Source organism: Ferrigenium straubiae (assembly GCF_051257895.1).
Taxonomy (GTDB): domain Bacteria; phylum Pseudomonadota; class Gammaproteobacteria; order Burkholderiales; family Gallionellaceae; genus Gallionella; species Gallionella straubiae.
In genome coordinates this window covers 1,197,457-1,220,069 of sequence record NZ_CP194331.1, presented here as the reverse complement: position 1 = coordinate 1,220,069, position 22,613 = coordinate 1,197,457, and the positions used below count along the sequence as shown (strand labels likewise).

At 60.7% G+C, this 22,613-nt stretch carries 25 protein-coding genes and 1 tRNA gene; 14 read left to right on the top strand and 12 right to left on the bottom strand.

The window, feature by feature from the left end:
• Positions 1–31: 31 nt before the first annotated feature.
• From argF to ACRRNM_RS05660, 4 genes are all read right to left on the bottom strand, one after another.
• Positions 32–967: an ornithine carbamoyltransferase gene (argF, locus tag ACRRNM_RS05675; protein ID WP_435627268.1), complete on the bottom strand. Its 936-nt coding sequence runs from the start codon at positions 965–967 to the stop codon at positions 32–34.
• Between the two features lie 13 nt (positions 968–980).
• On the bottom strand, positions 981–2,153 hold the full coding sequence (locus ACRRNM_RS05670) for an aspartate aminotransferase family protein (RefSeq protein ID WP_435627267.1): 1,173 nt from the start codon (positions 2,151–2,153) through the stop codon (positions 981–983).
• Positions 2,154–2,293: 140 nt separating this feature from the next.
• The gene (gene rpsT, locus ACRRNM_RS05665) at positions 2,294–2,557 is read right to left on the bottom strand and encodes a 30S ribosomal protein S20 (protein WP_435627266.1); all 264 of its coding nucleotides are present in this window, start codon (positions 2,555–2,557) and stop codon (positions 2,294–2,296) included.
• 162 nt (positions 2,558–2,719) lie between these two features.
• Entirely contained in the window at positions 2,720–3,076 is a 357-nt protein-coding gene (locus ACRRNM_RS05660) for a nucleotide pyrophosphohydrolase (protein ID WP_435627265.1), read from the bottom strand.
• 134 nt (positions 3,077–3,210) lie between these two features.
• Here ACRRNM_RS05660 and ACRRNM_RS05655 point away from each other — a divergent pair, with 134 nt between their 5' ends.
• From ACRRNM_RS05655 to ACRRNM_RS05635, 5 genes are all read left to right on the top strand, one after another.
• The gene (locus tag ACRRNM_RS05655) at positions 3,211–4,797 is read left to right on the top strand and encodes a sensor histidine kinase (RefSeq protein ID WP_435627264.1); all 1,587 of its coding nucleotides are present in this window, start codon (positions 3,211–3,213) and stop codon (positions 4,795–4,797) included.
• Complete coding sequence (locus ACRRNM_RS05650) at positions 4,794–5,426, top strand: response regulator (protein WP_435627263.1); 633 nt, start codon at positions 4,794–4,796, stop codon at positions 5,424–5,426. The genes ACRRNM_RS05655 and ACRRNM_RS05650 overlap by 4 nt, the downstream gene beginning before the upstream one ends.
• A gap of 193 nt (positions 5,427–5,619) precedes the next feature.
• The gene (locus ACRRNM_RS05645; RefSeq protein ID WP_435627262.1) at positions 5,620–6,027 is read left to right on the top strand and encodes a response regulator; all 408 of its coding nucleotides are present in this window, start codon (positions 5,620–5,622) and stop codon (positions 6,025–6,027) included.
• A 69-nt stretch (positions 6,028–6,096) separates the two neighbouring features.
• Positions 6,097–6,495, top strand: coding sequence for a bacteriohemerythrin (locus ACRRNM_RS05640; protein WP_435627261.1), 399 nt, complete (start codon positions 6,097–6,099; stop codon positions 6,493–6,495).
• A gap of 168 nt (positions 6,496–6,663) precedes the next feature.
• Positions 6,664–7,017, top strand: coding sequence for a hypothetical protein (locus ACRRNM_RS05635; protein ID WP_435627260.1), 354 nt, complete (start codon positions 6,664–6,666; stop codon positions 7,015–7,017).
• A gap of 227 nt (positions 7,018–7,244) precedes the next feature.
• Here ACRRNM_RS05635 and ACRRNM_RS05630 read toward each other — a convergent pair.
• Positions 7,245–7,335, bottom strand: a tRNA-Ser gene (locus ACRRNM_RS05630).
• A gap of 42 nt (positions 7,336–7,377) precedes the next feature.
• Positions 7,378–8,139, bottom strand: coding sequence for a hydroxyacylglutathione hydrolase (gloB, locus tag ACRRNM_RS05625; RefSeq protein WP_435627259.1), 762 nt, complete (start codon positions 8,137–8,139; stop codon positions 7,378–7,380).
• Between the two features lie 52 nt (positions 8,140–8,191).
• Between gloB and ACRRNM_RS05620 the strand changes: the two genes are divergently transcribed.
• From ACRRNM_RS05620 to ACRRNM_RS05600, 5 genes are all read left to right on the top strand, one after another.
• Positions 8,192–8,914: a class I SAM-dependent methyltransferase gene (locus ACRRNM_RS05620; RefSeq protein WP_435627258.1), complete on the top strand. Its 723-nt coding sequence runs from the start codon at positions 8,192–8,194 to the stop codon at positions 8,912–8,914.
• Positions 8,911–9,366 carry a ribonuclease HI gene (rnhA, locus tag ACRRNM_RS05615; RefSeq protein ID WP_435627257.1) on the top strand — a complete coding sequence of 152 codons (456 nt, stop codon included), beginning with the start codon at positions 8,911–8,913 and terminating at the stop codon, positions 9,364–9,366. The genes ACRRNM_RS05620 and rnhA overlap by 4 nt, the downstream gene beginning before the upstream one ends.
• Complete coding sequence (gene dnaQ, locus ACRRNM_RS05610; RefSeq protein WP_435627256.1) at positions 9,359–10,057, top strand: DNA polymerase III subunit epsilon; 699 nt, start codon at positions 9,359–9,361, stop codon at positions 10,055–10,057. The genes rnhA and dnaQ overlap by 8 nt, the downstream gene beginning before the upstream one ends.
• Positions 10,054–10,914 carry an alpha/beta hydrolase gene (locus ACRRNM_RS05605; RefSeq protein ID WP_435627255.1) on the top strand — a complete coding sequence of 287 codons (861 nt, stop codon included), beginning with the start codon at positions 10,054–10,056 and terminating at the stop codon, positions 10,912–10,914. The genes dnaQ and ACRRNM_RS05605 overlap by 4 nt, the downstream gene beginning before the upstream one ends.
• Before the next feature lie 148 nt (positions 10,915–11,062).
• A complete protein-coding gene (locus ACRRNM_RS05600; RefSeq protein WP_435627254.1) occupies positions 11,063–11,989 on the top strand; it encodes a hypothetical protein in 927 nt (308 codons plus the stop codon).
• A gap of 134 nt (positions 11,990–12,123) precedes the next feature.
• On the opposite strand, the gene ACRRNM_RS05595 is transcribed toward ACRRNM_RS05600, so the two are convergent.
• On the bottom strand, positions 12,124–12,327 hold the full coding sequence (locus tag ACRRNM_RS05595; RefSeq protein ID WP_212786456.1) for a cold-shock protein: 204 nt from the start codon (positions 12,325–12,327) through the stop codon (positions 12,124–12,126).
• A 241-nt stretch (positions 12,328–12,568) separates the two neighbouring features.
• Here ACRRNM_RS05595 and clpS point away from each other — a divergent pair, with 241 nt between their 5' ends.
• The 3 genes from clpS to gluQRS are packed head-to-tail and all read left to right on the top strand — an operon-like array spanning position 12,569 to position 16,095.
• Positions 12,569–12,877: an ATP-dependent Clp protease adapter ClpS gene (clpS, locus tag ACRRNM_RS05590; RefSeq protein WP_435627253.1), complete on the top strand. Its 309-nt coding sequence runs from the start codon at positions 12,569–12,571 to the stop codon at positions 12,875–12,877.
• A gap of 1 nt (position 12,878) precedes the next feature.
• The gene (gene clpA / locus ACRRNM_RS05585; RefSeq protein ID WP_435627252.1) at positions 12,879–15,131 is read left to right on the top strand and encodes an ATP-dependent Clp protease ATP-binding subunit ClpA; all 2,253 of its coding nucleotides are present in this window, start codon (positions 12,879–12,881) and stop codon (positions 15,129–15,131) included.
• Entirely contained in the window at positions 15,118–16,095 is a 978-nt protein-coding gene (gluQRS, locus tag ACRRNM_RS05580) for a tRNA glutamyl-Q(34) synthetase GluQRS (protein ID WP_435627251.1), read from the top strand. The genes clpA and gluQRS overlap by 14 nt, the downstream gene beginning before the upstream one ends.
• Positions 16,096–16,728: 633 nt before the next feature.
• On the opposite strand, the gene glmM is transcribed toward gluQRS, so the two are convergent.
• From glmM to rlmE, 4 genes are all read right to left on the bottom strand, one after another.
• Positions 16,729–18,081 carry a phosphoglucosamine mutase gene (gene glmM / locus ACRRNM_RS05575; protein ID WP_435627250.1) on the bottom strand — a complete coding sequence of 451 codons (1,353 nt, stop codon included), beginning with the start codon at positions 18,079–18,081 and terminating at the stop codon, positions 16,729–16,731.
• Positions 18,082–18,161: 80 nt separating this feature from the next.
• Positions 18,162–18,980 (bottom strand): dihydropteroate synthase, encoded by an 819-nt coding sequence (folP, locus tag ACRRNM_RS05570; RefSeq protein ID WP_435627249.1) that lies wholly within the window; start codon positions 18,978–18,980, stop codon positions 18,162–18,164.
• Between the two features lie 97 nt (positions 18,981–19,077).
• Positions 19,078–20,982, bottom strand: coding sequence for an ATP-dependent zinc metalloprotease FtsH (gene ftsH, locus ACRRNM_RS05565; protein ID WP_435627248.1), 1,905 nt, complete (start codon positions 20,980–20,982; stop codon positions 19,078–19,080).
• Between the two features lie 61 nt (positions 20,983–21,043).
• A complete protein-coding gene (rlmE, locus tag ACRRNM_RS05560; RefSeq protein ID WP_435627247.1) occupies positions 21,044–21,664 on the bottom strand; it encodes a 23S rRNA (uridine(2552)-2'-O)-methyltransferase RlmE in 621 nt (206 codons plus the stop codon).
• Between the two features lie 36 nt (positions 21,665–21,700).
• Between rlmE and ACRRNM_RS05555 the strand changes: the two genes are divergently transcribed.
• On the top strand, positions 21,701–22,054 hold the full coding sequence (locus tag ACRRNM_RS05555; RefSeq protein ID WP_435627246.1) for a YhbY family RNA-binding protein: 354 nt from the start codon (positions 21,701–21,703) through the stop codon (positions 22,052–22,054).
• 78 nt (positions 22,055–22,132) lie between these two features.
• Here the strand turns inward: ACRRNM_RS05555 and greA are convergent, their stop codons facing one another.
• Positions 22,133–22,609, bottom strand: coding sequence for a transcription elongation factor GreA (gene greA, locus ACRRNM_RS05550; protein ID WP_435627245.1), 477 nt, complete (start codon positions 22,607–22,609; stop codon positions 22,133–22,135).
• Positions 22,610–22,613 lie beyond the last annotated feature (4 nt).

Sequence of the window (22,613 nt, the reverse complement as noted above, 5' to 3'; positions counted from 1 at the left end):
CGGCACTGAATGCCTTATCCACCCTACATATTTAACTGTTTATCTTGCCCAACAGTAGATATTCCATCAGCGCCTTCTGCACATGCAGTCTATTCTCAGCTTCGTCCCACACCACGCTCTGCGGGCCGTCGATGACTTCCGCCGCAACTTCCTCGCCGCGGTGTGCGGGCAGGCAGTGCATGAACAGCGCGTCCTGCGCGGCGACGCGCATCATGTCGGCGTCCACCTGCCAGTCGGCGAAGTCCTTCAGGCGCTCATCGTTCTCTGCTTCCCAGCCCATCGAGGTCCACACATCGGTGGTCACGAGGTCGGCGCCGCGCGCGGCTTCCATCGGATCGGCGAATTCCTCGAAGTGGTCGGTGCCGTAGAGCCCGGCGCGCTCCGGCTCGACTTCATAGCCGGGCGGGGTCGAGACATGCACGTTGAAGTCCAGCACCTCGGCGGCCTGCAGCCAGGTGTTGCACATGTTGTTCGAGTCGCCGATCCACGCCACGGTCTTGCCGCGGATAGAGCCGCGCTGCTCGATCCAGGTGTAGATGTCGGCGAGCACCTGGCAGGGGTGGTATTCGTTGGTCAGGCCGTTGATCACCGGTACGCGCGAGTTGGCCGCAAAGCGCTCGATGATGTCCTGCTCGAAGGTGCGGATCATCACGATGTCGCTCATGCGCGAGATCACCTGCCCGGCGTCTTCCACCGGCTCGCCGCGCCCGAGTTGCGAGTCGCGCGTGTTGAGGTAGATCGCCGAGCCGCCGAGCTGGTGCATGCCGGCCTCGAACGACAGGCGCGTGCGCGTGCTGGCCTTCTCGAAGATCATCACCAGGGTGCGGTCTTCCAGCGGCCAGTACTTTTCGTAGCGCTTGAAGCGCTCCTTGATGATGCGCGTGCGCTCGAACAGGTACTCGAACTCCTCGCGGGTGAAGTCCTTGAACTGCAAGAAGTGTTTGATCGGTGATTTAGTCGCTGGCATGGCGGGCCGCCGTTCAGGATTGCAGGAATTCTTTGATCAGCGGGCAGAGGATGTCGAGCATCTGCTGCGCCTCATCCCTGGTCATCACCAGCGCCGGCAGCAGGCGGATCACGTTGTCGGCGGTGACGTTGGTCAGCAGCCCCCTGGCGAGCGCCAGCTTGACGAGGTCGCCGCACGGCTTGTCGAGCTCGATGCCGAGCATCAACCCCTGCCCGCGGATTTTCCTGACGCCTTTTACGTCCTTCAATGCAGTCGCAAGCCCGTCGTGGATGAACTGGCCGAGGCTCTCGGCATGCGCCAGCAGCTTGTCCTGCTCGATGATGTTCAGCGTGGTCAGCCCTGCCGTGCAGGCCAGCGGGTTGCCGCCGAACGTCGAGCCGTGGTTGCCCGGCTGGAAGGTGCCGGCCGCCTTGCCCGCGGCGAGGCACGCGCCGATCGGCACGCCGGAAGCCAGCCCCTTGGCCAGCGTCATCACGTCCGGCAGGATACCGGCATGCTGGAAGGCGAACCATTTGCCGGTGCGGCCCATGCCGCATTGCACTTCGTCCAGCATCAGCAGCCAGTCATGCTCGTCGCAAATCTGCCGCAATTGCTGCAGGTTATGGATGTCCAGCGCACGGAGGCCGCCTTCGCCCTGGATCGGTTCGACCAGCACCGCAACCACGTTGCTGTTGTGCTGCGCAACCTGGCGGATCGCCTCAATATCGTTGTAGGGCACGCGCACGAAGCCGCTGACCAGCGGTTCGAAGCCCGCCTGCACCTTGCGGTTGCCGGTAGCGGAAAGGGTCGCCAGCGTCCGTCCGTGGAAGGCCTTCTCCATCACGATGATCACGGGGGATTCGATGTCCCGCTTGTGTCCATACATGCGCGCCAGCTTGATCGCGGCTTCGTTAGCCTCGCAGCCGGAGTTGCAGAAGAACACTTCCTGCATGCCCGACAGGCCGCACAGCTTGTCGGCGAGCAGCTCCTGCTCGCGCACCTGGTAGATATTGGAACAGTGGATCAGCTTGCCGATCTGTTCGTTCAGCGCGGCGGTGAAGCGTGGATGCGCGTGCCCCAGCGTGTTCACGGCGATGCCGGACAGCGCGTCCAGATAGCGCCTGCCTTCGGTGTCCCACAGCCACGCGCCTTCGCCATGCGAAAAGGCGAGGGGGAGCCGGGCGTAAGTGTTCATCACATGCGACATACAGACCTCTAAAAACAAGACGGCGGATTCATCCGCCGTTCAGCATTCACGAAGGGCGTATATTGAGCCAAACGACCCTACAAAGCAAACAAGCCGGCATTGCTGCCGGCTCGTCGGGATAAATCAGAACGAAGCGGCGTTTATGCCATCGCCTTTATGGCCGCAGAAAGACGGCTCTTGTGTCGGGCGGCCTTGTTCTTGTGGATGATCTTCTTGTCGGCGATGCTGTCCACGGTGCTCACGGAATCCTTGTAGACGGCCTGCGCGGCAGCCTTGTCGCCGGCTTCGATAGCCTTCACAACCTTCTTGATCGCAGTGCGCAATTCCGAGCGCAGACTGCTGTTATGAGCATTCTGTTTAACTGCCTGACGTGCACGCTTGCGGGCTTGTGCGCTATTTGCCATGACTACTCCTAGAGAATTCGGTACAACGGAAAGGCGCGCATTCTAGTGGCTAAAACAGGCTTTTGCAAATTTTTTTGCGGGGACAGGCGCTTAGGGGGCCGAACCCGGAATGGCGGGGTAAATCGGCGGGGGAGCGTCCATCGCAAGCGGAGAGGCTGCGCCTCAGCGGGCCGGGCGCTTCTTCGCGCTGCCGCGCACCTGTTCCGCCGGATACTTCACCGCATTCTTCTCCAGCTTGTGCAGCGCGGCCTCATGCAAATCGACGCCCAGCCGGTCCGACAGGCGCACGAGGTACAACAGGATATCGGCCAGTTCCTCGCCGACCGCCTGCCGGTCTTCGGCGGGTAGTTCGGCCGACTGCGCCTCGGTCAGCCACTGGAAATGTTCCATCAGTTCGGCGGCCTCCACCATCAGTGCCATGCTGAGGTTTTTGGGCGAATGGAACTGTTCCCAGTCGCGTTCGGCGGCAAAGGTGCGCAGCCTGTCGCGCAACATCGTCAGGTTGGATCGGTTTTGCATGGTGCGGTCCCGTAAAATCGGAAAATGATTGCCGGCTATTGTAATACGCACCGTGGCGCGGCAATATGCGCGGCCAAAGTATGCCTTACCGATTCATGAAAACGGATTCAACTGGTGCATGACCGCCTGACCCCATGAAAACCGAGGAGCTACATTCAGACAGCCAACACCGCTGGATTGATTTGCTGAAGCTGCTTGGCGCGGCGGCGCTCTACGCGCTGCTTGCCCATCTTACCAATTTCTATTTCGGAAGCCCCATCCCTATCCGCATTCTGGAGCCTGCCTGCGGCTGGGCTCTGGTCGTGCTGCTGATCGGCGGAAAGCGGTATGCCTGGGGCATATTCCTCGGGGCATTCCTGGTCAACTTAATATCGGGCAACCCTTTGGGGGCGGCTGCCGGCATTGCGCTGGGCAATACGCTGGGGGCGCTTCTGGGGGCCTGGCTGATTACGCGCGACGGCAGGTTCGATTCGCGCCTGCGTTCGTTGCGCGATTACCTCCGGCTGGTCGTGCTTGGGGGCACCGGCAGCGGCATCGGCGCCCTGGTCGGGGTCGCAGCCTTGCTGGCTTCCGGGTTGTTGGCGCCCGGAGCTTTTTTGCTGGGGCTGGTTCACTGGTGGATGGGCGATGCGCTCGGCATCATCCTGATTGCCCCGCTGTTTCTGGTCTGGCGGCTTGAAAAAAACGACTGGCTGGAGATGCAACGGGTGCATGTGGCCGCATTGCTGCTCGGGCTGACGTTCCTGGCCGGGCAGGCCGTTTTCCTGGACTGGTTCCATGACAGCATCGGCCTGGTGGCCAAAGGCTACGTGATGTTCCTGTTCATCACCTGGGTGGCGGTGCGCCTGGGTACCTGGGGAACGGTGGCCGCTCTGGTGATGGTGTCTATACAGGCCTTGCTGGGCGCGCATTATGGAACCGGCTTTTTCGCCAATGATATCGCCGCAACCCAACTGACCAACTACTGGCTATACATGGCGATCCTGTCCGTCGTCGGCATGGCGCTGGCGACTCATTTCGCCGAGCGCAGGCTGGCGGAACGCCAGTTGCGTGACCTTTCCGCGCACTTGCAATACGTGCGCGAGGAGGAGAAGGCCGGCATCGCACGCGAAATTCACGACGATCTGGGCGGCACGCTGACGGCCATCAAAATGGAGATTTACTGGCTGGCGCGCGGGCTGACTGCAGGCAATGAGTCGGAGCCGCTCCGGGAGCGCATCGAGTCGATGTCGCTGCTGCTCGATAATGCGGTAGGCGCCACGCGGCGCATCATTACCGAACTGCGCCCGACCATCCTCGACGATCTCGGCCTGTTGGCGGCGATAGAATGGCAGGCCGCGCAATTCCAGAAACGCACCGGCATTGTCTGCCGGGTAAACTGCATCGGGGACAAGGGCGATCTGGACAAGCAGCGCTCGATTGCGCTGTTCCGCATCTTCCAGGAGGCGTTGACCAACGTTTTGCGGCATTCCGGCGCATCCAGGGTGGAGGTTGTTTTCTACCATGATGATACAGAAGTCATGCTGAAGATCAGGGACAATGGCTGTGGCATGCCGGGAGGGCATGTCATTGCCCCGCATTCCTACGGCATCCGCGGCATGTTCGAGCGCGTCGGGCAACTAGGCGGCAAGATCAGGTTCGACAACCGGCCCGAAGGCGGGCTCAAGGTGGCGGTGACCTTGCCGCTCTCCGCCAATCATCAAAAAGAGGAAAAAACATGATCCGCATCGTGATCGCAGACGACCACGCTATCGTGCGCCAGGGGCTGAAGAAAATCCTGGACGAGAGCCTCGAGATGGAAATCGTGGCGGAACACACCAACGGCACGGATGCGCTGCGCTGGATTCGCGCCAACCAGTGCGACGTGGTGCTGCTCGATATTGCCATGCCCGGTTTGAGCGGCATCGACGTGCTCAAGCGGCTTCATGAGGAAAAGCCGAAATTGCCGATCCTGATTCTCAGCATCTACCCGGAAGACCAGTATGCCGTGCGCCTGATCAAGGCAGGCGCGGCTGGCTACCTGACCAAGGAGAGCGCGCCGGAGGTCGTGATGGAGGCGGTGCGCCGCGTGGCGGCCGGCAAGAAGTACATCAGCCCGGCGGTGGCCGAGATGCTCGCCAACGAATTCGGCGCGCGGGATGGGAGGCTTCCGCACGAAACCCTGTCGGACCGCGAATTCCAGATTTTCCTGCTGCTCGCATCGGCCAGAACGGTCACGGAAATCGCCGGTGCCCTGGCCCTGAGCGTGAAGACAGTCAGCACCTACCGCAGCCGCATCCTGGAAAAAATGCAACTGCGCAACAACGCCGAACTGATGCGCTACGCCGTCGAAAAACACCTCATGGAGTAGCCGTCTCTACCGCCGCGCGGGATGATCTATCCTGCCGATGCCACCACTGCGTCCCTTGCGCGGATGCTGTCAGACAAACGCTGACTCAGGAGTCGTCATACCACCTACGCCATAGACGGATAAACGCCGATGCGCTTTCCGCGTGCGTGCGGGCATCATGCGTCCCAGTTTTTTCGGGTGCAGGGGGCGAACGATGAATGTGTTTATTGTCGAGGATGCGGCGATCATGCTCAAAAACCTCCGATCCATCCTGTCCGATATTCCCGGCGTCACAGTGATTGGCCAAGCGGCGGGCGTGGCGGAGGCAATCGAACGCATCGGTACGTTGCTGCCCGATTTCGTGATTCTCGACATCAGCCTGAGGAACGGGACGGGTATCAGCATGCTGGAATGCATCAAGAAACGCCACCCCGGCATCAAAGTCGTGGTGTTGACCGGCTGCACCGACGAGTTTTATTCCGATCGCTGCAAGCGCGCCGGAGCGGACTATTTTTTTGACAAGGCTTTCCAGCTCACGCGGGTTCGTGCAGCTTTGTGGCAATGGGTATATCCCGGCCGCCGGGACGGTGGGTTGGAAGCCTTGCCGATGCCCGGATGTTGAAGTTTGCCGCAATAACTTCACGGAACCAAATTTCAAGGTGACATGATGGCTTTAATCTGGACAAGGAAGATGAGCGTCGGAAATGCGACGCTCGATTCCGAACACAAAAACCTGATCGGCATAGTCAACAGCATCGAATATGCGATTGAAACAAAGGACAGCGCCGCCCTGTTGCGGTCATTCAGGCTGCTCAAAGATTGCGCGCATGTCCACTTTGCGAATGAGGCAAAGTTTGCGCAGGCGATTGATGTTCCTTTCGATCAGCACAAACTGGAGCATCAGCATTTGCAGAGAGAACTGCAGCATACCGGAGACGAGCTGGATACTACGGGCGGCGCATGGTCCGAGTACGTCATGGACCATTATCCGCAATTCCTGAGGGAGTGGCTGGTCGGGCATATCAGCGGCGAAGACATGCTGATGAAACCGGCGCTGCAAACCCGCCCCTATGATTTCAAACCCGGTTGAGAGTCGGGCAAGCCCGGCTCTCCTCCCCTTAACCGCCGCAAGGCGGTTTTTTTTGCTTGGCGGAAAGGTGCCTCTGCCTCAGCGCGATGGCGCATTGCTACAATAAGCAGGCGGGGGCGCACTGCAAAATATATGGTGTATCCGAAACTGGTCTGGAGTTGAAGCAAAATGATATGGAGTCAGGCGATTGTAAAGGGCAGGCTGACCGTGGTCGGCGATGGGGTCTGGTCGGGCGATACCTTCAGGGCGTCCGTCATCGAAATAGGCGGGCAGCGCCTCCAGGGCATACGCGCCGCCCGCTGCCTGCTCGACCGCATGGAAACGGGGAAGGAAATGGAGCTGCTCATTTGCAGTGCCCATATCTACGGCATACGGGTAGACGGGGAGACCTGTCGGGAAGGCGCGCTGAGGCAACTCGGCTGGGCGCTGCTGGTGGCCGTGGTATTGGGATCGTTGTTCCTGCCGCTGGCGCTCGCCTCGCTCATCTTTATCCGCAGGGCTTACGCGATTTACTCTTTCTAGGTTGCGTACAAAGAAAAACTGCCCACAAGGGGCAATTTGTATTTGGCGGAGAGGGGGGGGTGTTCGGCTTTCGCGTTGCCCCCGCGAAAGCCTCATCCCTCATTTCATTCGGGACTGCCCTGCGGGCATCCTGCGCGAGCGGTGCTCGCTGGTCGAACCCACGAGGTTTCGTCCACACTTCCATCTCAACCAAATAAAAAGCCGCCCACAAGAGACGGCTTTGTATTTGGCGGAGAGGGGGGGATTCGAACCCCCGTTGGGCTATTAACCCAAACACGCTTTCCAGGCGTGCGACTTAAACCGCTCATCCACCTCTCCGAAAGGGCGCGCAGGATAAACCAGAACGCCTGCTGCCGCAATCTAAAAGTGGTTGCGCCACTCCCGCAAGGCAGTAAACACGCCGAGTTCGCTGCTGTCTGCGAGGCCGTGCCGCTGCAGCGTGCGGATCAGTTCCGGCCGGGTGCAGCGCAGGAAGGGATTGGTGGCTTTTTCCAGTGCGATGCTGGAGGGGACGGTGGGCAGGTTGGCGGTGCGCAGTTGCTCGACCTCTTCGACGCGCCGCCGGATATCCGGGTTGTGCGGTTCGCAGGCCAGTGCGAACCGCAGGTTGGCTTCTGTGTATTCATGCGCGCAATAGACATCGGTGTCGTCCGGCAGCGCAGCGAGGCGTTGCAGGGAGTGGAACAGTTGCGCGGGTGTGCCCTCGAAGTTCCTGCCGCAGCCCGCGCCGAACAGCGTATCGCCGCAAAACAGGATGCCGGGCGCGACGAAAGCGAGGTGGTCGTCGAGGTGGCCGGGGATTTCGAGGATGTCGAATGAGATGCCGGGCGGGTCGAGTTTGAGCCGGCCGCCCTCGCGCAGGTCATGGGTGATATACGGGTTGCCGGGATGCCGCCGCCCGTACACCGGCACGTTGTATACTTCACGCAATTTTGCGATACCGCCGGTATGGTCGGCGTGGCGGTGGGTGCACAGGATGGCGCTTAGCCGCAGGCTGTGCGCATCGAGGAACGCCAGCACCGGTGCGGCCTCACCGGGATCGACCACGGCGGCATGCCGGTTATCGTGAATAGCCCAGATATAGTTGTCCCGCAGGGCGGGGATGGCGGTGATGTCGGGCATGGGACAAATTGGAAAATGGACGATGCCGAATTGTAAGTTAACCGCGCGAAGTTTGAGCGAGTGGTTCGCCACCGAGCAGGGCGGCTATGTGCTGGCGCGCGAGCAGGCGTATTTCGACCGCACGGTAAGCGATATCTTCGGTTACAACGCGCTGCAGCTCGGCTTGCCCGAGTACGATTTCCTGCGCAGAAACCGGATGCCGCTGCGCTTCAGCGCGGGCAACCAGCCGGGAAATTCGGTGCGCCTGTGCTGTGCCGAACTGCCTTTCGATAGCGCCAGCCTGGATCTGGTGCTGATCCCGCATGTCCTTGAGTTTTCCGAGAATCCGCACCAGATCCTGCGCGAGGTGGAGCGGGTGCTGATGCCGGAGGGCAGCCTCGTCATCAGCGGTTTCAATCCGCGCAGCCTCTGGGGCTTGCGCCGCGCGCTCGGCTGCAAGCAAGGCTATCCGTGGAACGGCCATTTCATCTCATTGACGCGCATGAAGGACTGGCTGGCGTTGCTCGGCTTCGAGGTGGCGGGCGGGCGTTTCGCCGCCTACGCGCCGCCGTTTCGCAAGGCCAAATGGCTGGAGCGCTATGCCTTCATGGAAAAGGCGGGCGACCGCTGGTGGGCGGTGAGCGGCGGGGTGTACTTTCTGCACGCGGTCAAGCGTGTGCCCGGGATGCGGCTGATCAAGCCGCAGTGGAACGAGAGGCTGGTGAGCAAGCTGCTGCCGGTCGCGCCCAAATTGAACAACAAGATTACGCAGCGCAACGGGACCGATCCGCAATGAATAAAGATGTAGTTGAAATATTTACCGACGGCGCATGCAAGGGCAACCCCGGCGTGGGCGGATGGGGTGCGCTGCTGTGCAGCAAGGGCAAGGAGCGCGAGCTGTTCGGCGGCGAGGCGCATACCACCAACAACCGCATGGAACTGCTTGCGGCAATCTCGGCGCTGGAGGCATTGAAGCGCCATTGCCATGTGCGCCTGCACACCGATTCCAAATATGTGCAGCAGGGCATCAGTGCCTGGATACATGGCTGGAAGCAGCGCGGCTGGAAGACGGCGGACAAGAAGCCGGTGAAGAACGAGGACCTGTGGCGCAGGCTGGACGCACTTGCGGCGCAGCACGACATCGAATGGGTGTGGGTCAAGGGGCACGCCGGACACGACGGCAACGAGCGTGCAGACGAGCTGGCGAACCGCGGCGTGGAACTGATACAGGAGCAAGGCAATGCGTAAGATCGTGCTGGATACGGAAACTACCGGGCTGGACCCCAGGCAGGGGCATCGCGTCATCGAGCTGGCGGCGATCGAGCTGGACGGGCGCAAGGTGTCGCTGCGCCGCTTTCACCGTTATCTCAATCCCGAGCGCGAGATCGATGCGGGGGCGGCGGCGGTGCATGGACTGACCTATGAGCGCCTGCAGAATGAGGCGAAGTTCGCCGATATCGTCGCCGGTTTCCTGGAGTTCATCGAGGGGGCGGAACTGATTATCCACAACGCGCCGTTCGATATCGGTTTTCTCAATCATGAGCTGGAACTGCTCGGCCTGCCGCCGCTGCCGAACGGGGTGACGGATACGCTGAAGCTCGCGCGCGAGATGCATCCTGGCAAGAAGAACAGCCTGGACGCGTTGTGCAGCCGCTACGAGATCGACAATGCGCATCGCACCCTGCACGGCGCGCTGCTGGATACCGAACTGCTGGCTGAGGTGTATTTCGCCATGACGCGCGGGCAGAAGAGCCTGCTCGGCGAGGTGGAAGTGCAGCCGATGCGCCAGCCCGCGTTGTTGAGCACCGATGCGTCACGCCCCGCATTGCGCGTGCTGCAAGCCAGTGCGGAAGAATTGGCCGAGCACGCGCAGCAGCTTGCCGACATCGACAAGGCGAGCAAAAGCAACTGCCTCTGGCTGCAGCTGGAAAAAGCATGAGTAAACAGGCCATGCGCCGCATCGGCGCACTGGTTGCGTTGCTGCTCGTGGCCTACGCGTCGGCACGCGTCTACGACATATGGGATACCCAGCTGGATAGCATCTTTGAACCGGATGCGGTGTTGCAGACCACTCCGGCGCGGCTTGGCGTGACCTTCGAGGAGTTGCGCATCCCTTCCGGCAACGGCGCGGAGCGCGGCGAGTTGTACGCCTGGTGGATTCCGGCGGAGCAGAATCAAAACAATGCGCCTACCGTGTTGTACCTGCACGGTAATTTCCGCAACATCGGCTACAACCTGGAAAATGCGTTGCGCTTCCGCGCGCTGGGCTGCAACCTGCTGCTGGTGGACTATCGCGGCTACGGCAAGAGCACGGGCGGCAAACCCAGCGAGGCCAAGGTCTATGAGGATGCCGAGGCCGCCTGGCAATACCTGCTCGGGCAGCGCGGCGTGAAGCCTCAGCAGGCCTTCATCTACGGCCATTCGCTGGGCGGTGCGGTCGCCATCAACTTGGCGGTGCGGCATCCCGAGGCGGCAGGGCTGATTGCCGAAAGCACCTTTACCTCGATGCGGGCGATGGGCGAGTTGAAGCATGGTTTGTTGCCGATCGGCCTGTTGCTGAACCAGCGCTTCGAGTCGCTGCAGAAGATTGCGCAACTGAAAGTCCCGCTGCTGCTGATACACGGCACCTGGGACCAGAAAGTGCCGGCCGGCATGGCCAAACAATTGTTCGAGGCTGCGCCGCAACCCAAGACGCTCGTGCTGATCGAGGGCGGCGAGCACAGCAACAACGGCGCGGTGGGCGGGGTCGAGTATCGCGATGCGGTGTTGGCTTTCATCAGGCGCTACGCGCATTGACGATAAAGGGGATGGGTTGATCTTTGCTGCGCCGCCCGAATATCATGGTGGCTAGCTGGAGAAGGGACGGCTTGTTCTGGTGTCTTGATTTGCAGGATTAACAGCAGCGGGAAACGAACTTAACCACTTTCTGTACTGAATAATAATCATGGAAAATACCCCGACCTCTGCCGAGATCAACAATCTTTTTGCCAACGGCAACCCGGAAGAGGTCTGGTCCAGGGCAGCCGGGATCGTTAGGCGCATCAGCCCCGCATACGATTTCTCCGTTGCACGTGCCGCTTTCGATGACGTGGTGCGCCTGTTCCGCGGCGAATACCCCGGCTATTGCCCCATCCGAACGCTATACCACGACCTGCACCACACGCTGGATGTCTTCCTGTGCGCCGTGCGGCTGATGCATGGCGTGCATCTTTCGGATACCCGGCTGGCCGACGACGAAATGACCCTGATCATGATGGCTGCCCTGATGCACGATATCGGCTACGCGCAACGGGAAGGCGAAGAATCGGGCACCGGTGCGCAATACACGCAAAGCCATGTGAACCGGGGCATTGAATTCATGCAGCGCTATGTTGCCGACCGGCACCTGCCGCCCGAGCTGGCAACCCGTCTGAAATTTATCATTCTCTGTACCGACCCGGCCTTGTCTATATCCAAAATTCATTTTCCCGACGAGCGCACTCGCTTGCTCGGGCAAATCGTCAGCACCGCCGATTTGACGGGGCAAATGGCCGACCGCACCTATCTGGAGAAGCTGCTGTTCCTGTATCTGGAATTCGAGGAAGCGCATTTCGGGAGCTTCCAGAACATCCACGACCTGCTGCGCAAGACCCGGAATTTCTATGAAGTCACCCGGCAAAAGCTTGACGGTGAGCTGGGTGGCATCCATGCCAGGCTGGCATTCCATTTCAAGGACAGGTTTGGGGTGGAGAACAACTACTACCTGGAGTCCACCGAGAAGAACATCGCCTACCTGGACAAGGTGACAGCGCTCAATGAGACGAAGTATCTTTCCATGCTGAAGCGCGGCGGGATCGTGGAGAAGACGGAAGCCCTGATTGCGCAGGGATGAGGGGATTTTCCGTTAACCGGGCAGTGCCGGTTGGAGTAGGCAAATGCAGCGCCAACCCGCAAATAAAAGAGCCCGGCGCTTACGTGCCGGGCTTCATTCATTGCAACATATCTATTGCAACAAAAAACCGCTGGTTAGGCGGCTTGAATATTGGAGGCTTGCTTGCCTTTGGGTCCTTGCACCACTTCAAAGCTGACCTTCTGGCCTTCCTTGAGTGACTTGAATCCGCTCATGTTGATGGCGGAGAAGTGTGCGAACAAATCCTCGCTGCCGTCATCGGGAGTGATAAAACCAAAACCTTTTGCATCGTTGAACCATTTTACTGTACCAGTTGCCATGTGTTTACTTCCTTACAAAAAAGCGGGGAAGCTCCCCCGCGAAACTGTTTGAGTCATAAGATCGCACACGGCAAAACCAGTACTGCAGATACTTTGAATCAAACACCAGCGCGCTTTTTACTCTTGTTTCGTCGATACCGTCAAGAGGGTTTATTAAATATTTTCCGATTAGGCTTGAAAAAGCACCGTTAATCATCAAGTATAGTGTCCGAAGAGAGTGTCAGAATGGTCACTGGGATCTATGGCGATTAAACAGCAAAACAGCTCGGTGCTTGTGCCGGAACGCGCCAAAACAAGGCCGCCGCGCATGTATAAGGTGATTTTGTTTAATGACGACTACACCACGATGGACTTTGTGATTGAGGTGTTGCAGCGCTTTTTTGCAATGAACCGTGAACGCGCGCTGCAAACCATGCTCAAAGTCCACAACGAAGGTTCGGCGGTGTGCGGGGTGTACTCGCTGGATGTCGCCGAAACCAAGGTTGCCCAGGTATCGGCATTTGCGAAACAGCACGGGCATCCACTACGATGCGGTATGGAGGGAATTTAAGATGATTGCGCAAGAGTTGGAAGTCAGTTTGCACATGGCCTTTGTCGAAGCACGGCAGAAGCGCCACGAGCTCATCACGGTCGAGCACCTGCTGCTCGCCATGCTGGACAACGCTTCCGCCGCGCAGGTATTGCGCTCCTGCAACGTCGACATCGAGGAGCTGCGCCAGGTTGTCACGGCGTTCATCGGCAAGCACACGCCTGTCGTGCCGGGCGAGGACGAGGTGGATACACAGCCCACCGTCGGCTTTCAGCGCGTCATCCAGCGCGCCATACTGCACGTGCAATCCACCCAGAAGAAAGAAGTATCGGGCGCGAACATCCTCGCCGCGCTGTTCGGCGAGAAGGATTCCCATGCGGTGCATTTCCTCACGGAGCGCGGCGTCAACCGCCTCGACGTGGTGAATTACATCGTGCACGGCGTCGGCAAGAGCGAGGCCAGCAGCACCGCCCAGCCGCAGGGCGAGACGGAGACCGAGCAGCAGGCCGGCGAAGAGGGCGTGCTGAAGAATTACACGCTGGACCTCAACGCCCAGGCGCTGGCCGGCAAGATCGATCCGCTCATCGGACGCGACCTCGAGCTGGAGCGCGTGATCCAGACACTATGCCGCCGCCGCAAGAACAATCCGCTGCTGGTGGGCGAGGCAGGTGTCGGCAAGACGGCGATCGCCGAGGGCCTCGCGCGGCGCATCGTCGAGGAGGACGTGCCGGAAATCCTCAAGGATGCGCATGTCTACTCCCTGGACATGGGCGCGCTCCTGGCGGGCACCAAGTACCGCGGCGACTTCGAGCAGCGCCTCAAAGCGGTGCTGAAGGAATTGAGCAGCATGCCCAACGCAGTCCTGTTCATCGACGAAATCCATACCCTGATCGGCGCGGGAGCGGCTTCCGGCGGCACGATGGATGCCTCCAACCTGCTCAAGCCGGCGCTGTCGAGCGGGCAACTCAAGTGCATCGGTGCGACCACCTACCAGGAATACCGCGGCATCTTCGAGAAGGATCACGCCTTGTCGCGGCGCTTCCAGAAGATCGACGTGCCGGAGCCTTCGGTAGAGCAGACCATCGCGATCCTGCGCGGCCTGCGTTCGCGCTTCGAGGAGCACCACAGCGTCAAATACAGCGCGGCGGCGCTGACCAGCGCGGCGGAGCTTTCCGCGCGCTTCATCAACGACCGCCACCTGCCGGACAAGGCCATCGACGTACTGGATGAGGCGGGCGCAGCGCAGCGCATCCTGCCGAAATCGAAACAGAAGAAGACCATCGGCAAGCACGAGATCGAGGAGATCATCTCCAAGATCGCGCGCATCCCGGCGCGCACCGTATCGCACGACGACCGCAACGCGCTGAAGAACCTCGACCGCGACCTCAAGGCGGTGGTGTTCGGCCAGAACAAGGCCATCGACGCGCTCGCGACCGCGATCAAGATGTCGCGCAGCGGCCTCGGCAACCCGCAGAAGCCGATCGGCAGCTTCCTGTTCTCCGGCCCGACCGGCGTCGGCAAGACCGAAGTCGCGCGCCAGCTCGCCTACTGCATGGGCATGCCGCTGCACCGCTTCGACATGTCTGAATACATGGAGCGCCATGCCGTGTCGCGCCTGATCGGCGCGCCGCCCGGCTATGTCGGCTTCGACCAGGGCGGCCTGCTCACCGAAGCGATCAGCAAGCAGCCGCACGCCGTGCTGCTGCTCGACGAAATCGAGAAGGCGCACCCGGACATCTACAACATCCTGCTGCAGGTGATGGATCACGGCACACTGACCGATAACAACGGCCGCAAGGCCGATTTCCGCAACGTGGTGATCATCATGACCACCAACGCGGGCGCGGAGGCGCTGAACAAGGTGCAGATCGGCTTTGCCAAGACCGAGACGGCGGGCGACGAGATGGCCGACATCAAGCGCCTGTTCACGCCGGAATTCCGCAACCGCCTCGACGCCACCATTTCCTTTGCGCCGCTGGACAGGGAGGTCATCCTGCGCGTGGTGGACAAATTCCTCATGCAGCTCGAGGAGCAGCTGCACGAGAAGAAGGTGGAGGTCGTGTTCACCGACGCGCTCAAGGATTACCTCGCCGAGCACGGCTTCGACCCGAAGATGGGCGCCCGCCCGATGGCGCGCCTCATCCAGGACACCATCCGCAGCGCACTCGCCGACGAACTGCTGTTCGGCAAACTTGCGAACGGCGGCAAGGTCACCGTGGACGTGAAGAACGGAAAGGTCGAGCTGGAGTTTGCTGACGAAGTTGTCACTGCCTGACCCAGCCTATAGGGGGCGCTTCGCCCCCTCTCCGACCGGCCCCCTGCATTTCGGCTCCCTCGCTGCCGCGGTCGGCAGCTATCTCGACGCAAAAAAACATCACGGCACCTGGCTGGTGCGCATGGAAGACCTCGACACGCCGCGCTGCGTGCCGGGCGCGGCGGATGGCATCTTGCGCACCCTCGAAGCCTTCGGCCTGCACTGGGACGGGGAGATCATCTACCAGAGCTGGCGCACTCCTGTCTACGAAGAAGCGCTGCAACGATTGAAGGAAAGCGGCGCAGCCTATCCCTGCTGCTGCACGCGTAAGGAAATCGCTGACTCTGCGCTACACGGCATCGACGGCTTCGTCTATCCGGGGGCTTGCCGCAATGGCTTGTCGCACGAGAGGAGCACGCCCGCATGGCGGGTGCGCACCGACAATTTTCCCTCCGTTCGCCCTGAGCTTGTCGAAGGGCGTGAGGGCCACTTCGACAGGCTCAGTCCGAACAGCTCAATAATCGAATTCGACGACGCCCTGCAAGGCCATATCGCCCAGCACCTCGAAACCGAGATCGGAGACTTCGTCGTGAAGCGCGCCGACGGCCTATTCGCCTACCAGCTTGCGGTGGTCGTGGACGATGCGTTCCAGGGTATCACCCACGTGGTGCGCGGTGCCGACCTCCTGCACTCCACCCCGCGCCAGATATATCTGCAACATCTGCTCGGTTTTCCTGCGCCGCATTACATGCACCTGCCCATCGCGGTGAACGCACAGGGCGAGAAGCTCAGCAAGCAGACCCTCGCACCTGCCATTGCCACCGACGCTGCGGTCGCGACGCTGCTTGCCGTGCTGGAATTCCTGCGCCAGCAACCGCCCGCAGAATTGCGGGAGGGGAGGGTGGGGGAGGTGCTGGCATGGGCGGTGGAGCATTGGCAGCCGGAGAGGATGAATGGATGTCGGCAATTTTCCGCGACAGCATGATCGGTAGGTCGGTTAGCCCATCGGGCGTAACCAGACAAGATGCGGAATGGGTGTCGGGTTACGCTACGCTAACCCGACCTACGACCCCAAGTCATATTCATAGCCGTAGTTACCATGCTACGATGCTGCTCAATAAATTGGGGATTTCATAAGTGATGACTGTTTGGATTACAGCATTATTTGTAGTTTTCTTGCTGTTGGGAGCTACTTTTCTTGCCTCAAGAAATTCCTCTCCCAAATCCAGCGAAGTTAATAGGTGTGCAGACAGTTTAAACGATTTGAAGGTCTATCACTGCCCAGCATGCAAACACAAAATCACTGAGGCCGACGAAAACTGGTATTCAATTCTCTATACAGAACACTGCCCAAACTGTGGGAAATGGCTGCCCGATGACTTGTTTGATAAGTTCTGTTGCGCTAGTTGCGGGAGAATTAAAGATATTAAGGAATTAGGTCGTATCAATAGAGTGGCGCAATTTGTTTTGAATTCTTTACCAGCACCACGAATGAAAAAAATTTGTAATCGATGCAAATATTCAGCAAATTTTTATGGTTGGTTTATATTAAGCGGCGCTATCTTCAGCTTAGCCTTCTGGCTTTTTGGTAATCATGCCCCTAAGCATGAGCTATTCGCTAAGCCGCGTCCCTCACCACTCCCGCAATCCCCTCCGCACACCGCTTAACCAACTCCCCATCCTCCCCCTCCACCATCACCCGCAACAACGGCTCGGTGCCCGAGGGCCGCAGCAGCACGCGTCCCTTGCCGTTGAGTTCGCGTTCGGCATCGGCGACTGCGGCTTTGACCGCCTGCTGCTCCAGCAGCGCGGCCGCCTTGCCGGTAACCTTGACGTTGATGAGCACCTGCGGGTACATCGCGAGGTCATGTGCGGCCTGCACGAGTGTCTGGTTGGTGGCGCGCAGCGCGTGCAGCACCTGCAGCGCAGAGACGATGCCGTCGCCGGTGCTGTGCTTGTCGAGGCAGATGATGTGGCCGGAGTTCTCGCCGCCGAGTTGCCAGTTGTTCTGTTGCAGCAGTTCCATCACGTAGCGGTCGCCGACCTTGGCGCGTTGGAAGGGGATGCCGAGCTTCTGCATGGCGTGCTCGAAGGCGAGGTTGGTCATCAGCGTGCCGATCACGCCGCCTTGCATTTTGCCTTGCGCCTGGCGGTGCCTGGCGATGACATACAGCAACTGGTCGCCGTCGTAGAGTTTCCCGGTGCCGTCCGTCATGATCAGGCGATCACCGTCGCCGTCCAGCGCGATGCCGAGGTCGGCCTTGTGTTGGACCACGGTCGCTTGCAGGTTGGCGGGCTTGGTCGCGCCGTAGCCGTCGTTGATGTTCTTGCCGTCAGGTTCGGCGCCGATGGCGATGACTTCCGCGCCGAGCTCGTGGAATACGTGGCGCGCGATGTGGTAGGCCGCGCCGTGCGCGCTGTCCACGACGATCTTGAGGCCGCGCAGGTTCATTTCGCAGGGGAAGGTGCTCTTGCAGAATTCGATGTAGCGGCCGGCCGCGTCGTCGAGGCGCCTGGCCTTACCGAGGTTCTCCGAAGGGTTGGTCTGCATCGGGTGATCCAGTTCCGCTTCGATGGCGCGCTCGGTTTCGTCGGGCAGCTTTGCGCCGCGACCGGAGAAGAACTTGATGCCGTTGTCATCGAAGGGATTGTGCGAGGCGGAGATCACGACACCCGCCTGCAGGCGCAACGCGCGGGTCAGGTAGGCGACCGCCGGTGTCGGCACGGGGCCAGCGAGGTACACGTCGATGCCCGCCGCGATCAGCCCGGCTTCGAGCGCCGATTCCAGCATGTAGCCGGAGATGCGCGTGTCCTTGCCGATCAGCACGCCGGGGCGCTCGCCCTGCGTATGCTCGGCGCTGGCCAGTACCTTGCCCGCCGCATAGCCCAGGTGCATCACGAATTGCGGCGTGATGGGATGCACACCCACGCGCCCGCGCACGCCGTCAGTTCCGAAATATTTTCTGCTCATAAGAACACCTTGAACGTTGTAGGAGCGCAATTCATTGCGCGATCGGTCAGAACGAATTGTTCGCGCAATAAATTGCGCTCCTACGGATTAACTGCATTCCAGATTTTAAGCGCATCCACCGTTTCGCGCACGTCGTGCACGCGCACGATGGATGCTCCGCGCTGCACCGCGATCAGCGCTGCCGCCACGCTCGCCGCCATGCGGTGGTCCACATCCTGCCCGGTGATCGCGCCGAGCATAGCCTTGCGCGACATTCCGGCCAGCACCGGCACGCCCAGTTCGTGCAGCCTGTCGAGGTTTCGCAGCAGGTCGAGATTATGCGCCAGCGCCTTGCCAAAGCCAAAGCCCGGATCGATGACGATGCGCTCTTTCGCGATCCCGGCAGCTTCGGCGGCGGCGATGCGTCCGTGCAGGAAATCCGTGACCTCAGCGACGGCGTCCTCGTAATGCGGTTGCCGTTGCATGGTCTGCGGGGCGCCCTGCTTGTGCATGAGGCAGATTGCCGCGTCGCTCGCTGCGACAATCTGCATTGCGGTTGCATCCTGCAGCGCGTCGATGTCGTTGACCATGTTCGCCCCGGCGGCGAGCGCCGCGCGCATCACCTCGGGCTTGCAGGTGTCGATCGAGATCGGTACCGGGATGCCGCTGAGCCCCCCGATGACCGGCAGCACGCGATCCAGTTCCTCCTGCAGGGTGACCGGCTGTGCGCCGGGCCGGGTGGATTCGCCGCCGATGTCGAGGATGTCCGCGCCGTCTTCAATGAGTTGCCGCGCATGGGCGATTGCGGTTTCACGTTGCAGATGCTGCCCGCCGTCGGAGAACGAATCGGGCGTGACGTTGACGATGCCCATGACGAGAGGGCGGGAGAGGTCGAGTTGGAAGGGGCCGCAATGAAGCATGTGAAAGGTGAAACGTGAAATGTGAAATGTGAAATGTGAAACGTAGAGCCCTGCTGTTTTTACCTTTCCCGTTTCACTTTTCACATTTCACGGTCTTTCAGGTTTCCTGCGCAGGCTGCGTAGGCGTGGTGGCCGGTGCGGTCGGTGCGGAGTCCTGTGGCGGTTGCGGCGTCTGGGCGCTCTGGCTGGGCTTGGGCGGGCGCGGCGGGTTGCCGGCCATGATGTCGTTCACCTGGTCGGCGTCGATGGTTTCCCATTCCAGCAGGGCCTTGGCCATGGTTTCGAGCTTGTCGCTGTTTTCCTCGATCAGGCGGCGAGCCAGCCCGTACTGCTGATCGATGATGCGGCGTATCTCGGCATCCACCTGCTGCATCGTGGCTTCGGAGATATTCTTGTGCGTGGTCACCGAACGTCCCAGGAACACCTCGCCTTCGTTCTCGGCATACACCATCGTGCCCAGCGCCTCGGACATGCCCCACTGGGTGACCATCTTGCGCGCCATGTCGGTGGCGCGTTCGAAGTCGTTGGAGGCGCCGGTGGTCATCTGGTGCATGAAGATTTCCTCGGCGATGCGTCCGCCGAACAGTACCGCGATGGTGGACAGGATGCGCTCCTTGTCCATGCTGTAGCGGTCTTCGGCGGGCAGCTGCATGGTCAGGCCGAGCGCGCGGCCGCGCGGGATGATGGTGACCTTGTGCACCGGATCGGTCTTGGGCAGCAGCCTGGCGACCACCGCATGGCCGGACTCGTGGTATGCGGTGTTCTTGCGTTCTTCCTCGGGCATCACCATCGAGCGGCGTTCCGCGCCCATCATGATCTTGTCCTTGGCGGACTCGAAGTCCTCCATGTCGACGAAGCGCTTGTTGCGGCGCGCCGCAAACAGCGCGGCCTCGTTCACGAGATTGGCGAGGTCGGCGCCGGACATGCCCGGTGTGCCGCGCGCCAGGATGTCGGCCTTGACGTCGGAAGCAACCGGCACCTTGCGCATGTGCACCATGAGGATCTGCTCGCGGCCGCGGATGTCGGGCAGTGGCACGACCACCTGACGGTCGAAACGGCCGGGGCGCAGCAGCGCTGGGTCGAGCACGTCGGGGCGGTTGGTCGCGGCGATTACGATCACGCCGGAAGCGCCCTCGAAGCCATCCATTTCCACCAGCAGCGCATTGAGTGTCTGCTCGCGCTCGTCGTTGCCGCCGCCGAGGCCCGCGCCGCGCTGGCGGCCGACCGCGTCGATTTCATCGATGAACACGATGCACGGCGAATGTTTCTTGGCCTGCTCGAACATGTCGCGCACGCGCGCGGCGCCGACGCCGACAAACATTTCCACGAAGTCGGAGCCGGAGATCGAGAAGAACGGTACCTTGGCTTCGCCGGCGATCGCCTTCGCGAGCAGCGTCTTGCCGGTACCCGGGCTACCCACCAGCAGCACACCGCGCGGAATGCGCCCGCCCAGATTCTGGAATTTGGTCGGGTCGCGCAGGAAATCCACCAGCTCGGAAACCTCCTCCTTGGCCTCGTCGCAGCCCGCCACGTCGGCGAAGGTCACGCGTTCCTTGTTTTCGTCGAGCAGGCGCGCCTTGCTCTTGCCGAACGAAAATGCGCCGCCCTTGCCGCCGCCCTGCATCTGGCGCATGAAGAAGATCCACACGCCGATCAGCAGGATCATCGGGAACCACGACACGAAAATATTCATCAGGAAAGAGGGCTCTTCCTCGGGCTTGGCTTCGATTTTCACGCCATTCTTGAGCAGGTCGGAGACCATCCACAGGTCGCTCGGTGCATAGCTGGTGATGCGGCTGCCGTCGGCGGTGGTCGCCTTCAGGGTGCGACCCTCGATGGTCACCTTGGTGATATGTCCCTGCTTCACTTCCTCGAGGAATTGGGAATAGTCGAGCTGCGACGGCGAGGCCGGCGTCTGGCGGCTGTTGAATTGGTTGAAGACGGTCATCAGCACCAGGGCGACGACCAGCCAGATTGCAATGCTTTTAAACATGTTGTTCAAGATAGCTCCTTAAGCGGCACCGCGATTGCCAAGCCGGGTCATTAGACTATGTATTATACGATTACTCAAGCTTTCCGGTAGCCAGCAGATACAACTCGCTGCTCCGGTCGCGCGACGCCTTGGGTTTGCGCGTGGCCACCTTGGCGAAACGGCTGCGCATCAGGCGGTGGAAATCCTCGAACCCCGCGCCCTGGAACACCTTGACGAGGAAGCTGCCGCCGGGTTTCAGGTGTTCGAGCGCGAATTCCATCGCCAGTTCCGCAAGATGCATGGCGCGCGCCTGATCGGCCGATGCGACACCGCATATATTGGGGGACATGTCGCAAATCACAAGACCAACCGGTTTGCCTTGCAGCAAATCTTCCAGTTGCTCCAGCACGGCAGCGTCGCGGAAATCTCCCTGGATGAACTCCACCCCGGCCAGCGGGTCGAGCGGCAGCAGGTCCAGCGCGATGACCTTGCCGCTACGCCCGACCTTGCTTGCCGCCACCTGCGACCAGCCGCCCGGCGTCGCGCCGAGATCCACCACGACCATGCCGGGCTTGAGCAGGTGGTCCTTGGCATCGATCTCCAGCAGCTTGTAGGCGGCGCGCGAGCGGCGGCCTTCCTTCTGCGCAAGCTGCACGAAAGGGTCGTTGATATGCTCGCGCATCCATTGTTTGCTGGTTTTGGACGGCTTCATCGTTTAAAATCCATGCCCTGTTCAAAAAAGGTCATTATGCTATCCCTTACCGTATCCGAACGCCTTGCCCTGAAAGGTCGCGCCCACGCCTTGAATCCGACGGTGATGATAGGCAATGCCGGTTTGACCGAAGCGGTGCTGAAGGAGATCGCTGCGAGCCTGAAAATCCACGAGCTCATCAAGATCCGGGTCATGGCGGAACGGCCGCAGCGCGAAGCCATCCTCGCGGAAATCTGCACCAAACTGAACGCCGCCCCGGTGCAGCATATCGGCAAGATCCTGGTGGTCTACCAGTCCAACCCGGAGGCGCAGTTGCCGGAAATCAGGAAAGCGCCGCGCCACAAGGGCAAGAAACCGCTGACCAAGAAGCAGCTCGGTAGCCGTACCTGAGCAGGTAGGGTGGGCAGGGTTCATCTGCCCACGCGGTGCTGATTCACGCGTGGGCACAAAAAGCGTGCCCACCCTACATCAAATATACTGTACGTCCACCACTTCGTATTCCCGCACCCCGCCCGGCGCCTGCACTTCGGCGATGTCGCCGCTCATCTTGCCGATCAGCGCGCGCGCGATCGGCGAACTGATGGAAATCTTGCGCTCACGGATATTGGCCTCGTCGTCGCCGACGATCTGGTAGGTGACGACATCGCCGTTGTTGACGTCTTCCAGCACCACGGTTGAGCCGAACACGCAACGCCCGCCGGCGCTGATGGTCTTCGGGTCGATGATCTGCGCGCTGCCCAGCTTCGCTTCCAGTTCGACGATGCGCCCCTCGACGAACCCCTGACGCTCCTTGGCGGCGTCGTATTCGGCGTTTTCAGACAAGTCGCCCTGCGCGCGCGCCTCGGAGATGGCGTTGATCACCGCCGGGCGTTCTACCGCCTTGAGGCGGTGCAGTTCCTGGCGCAGCAATTCCGCGCCGACGAGAGTCAATGGGATTTTACTCATGCCT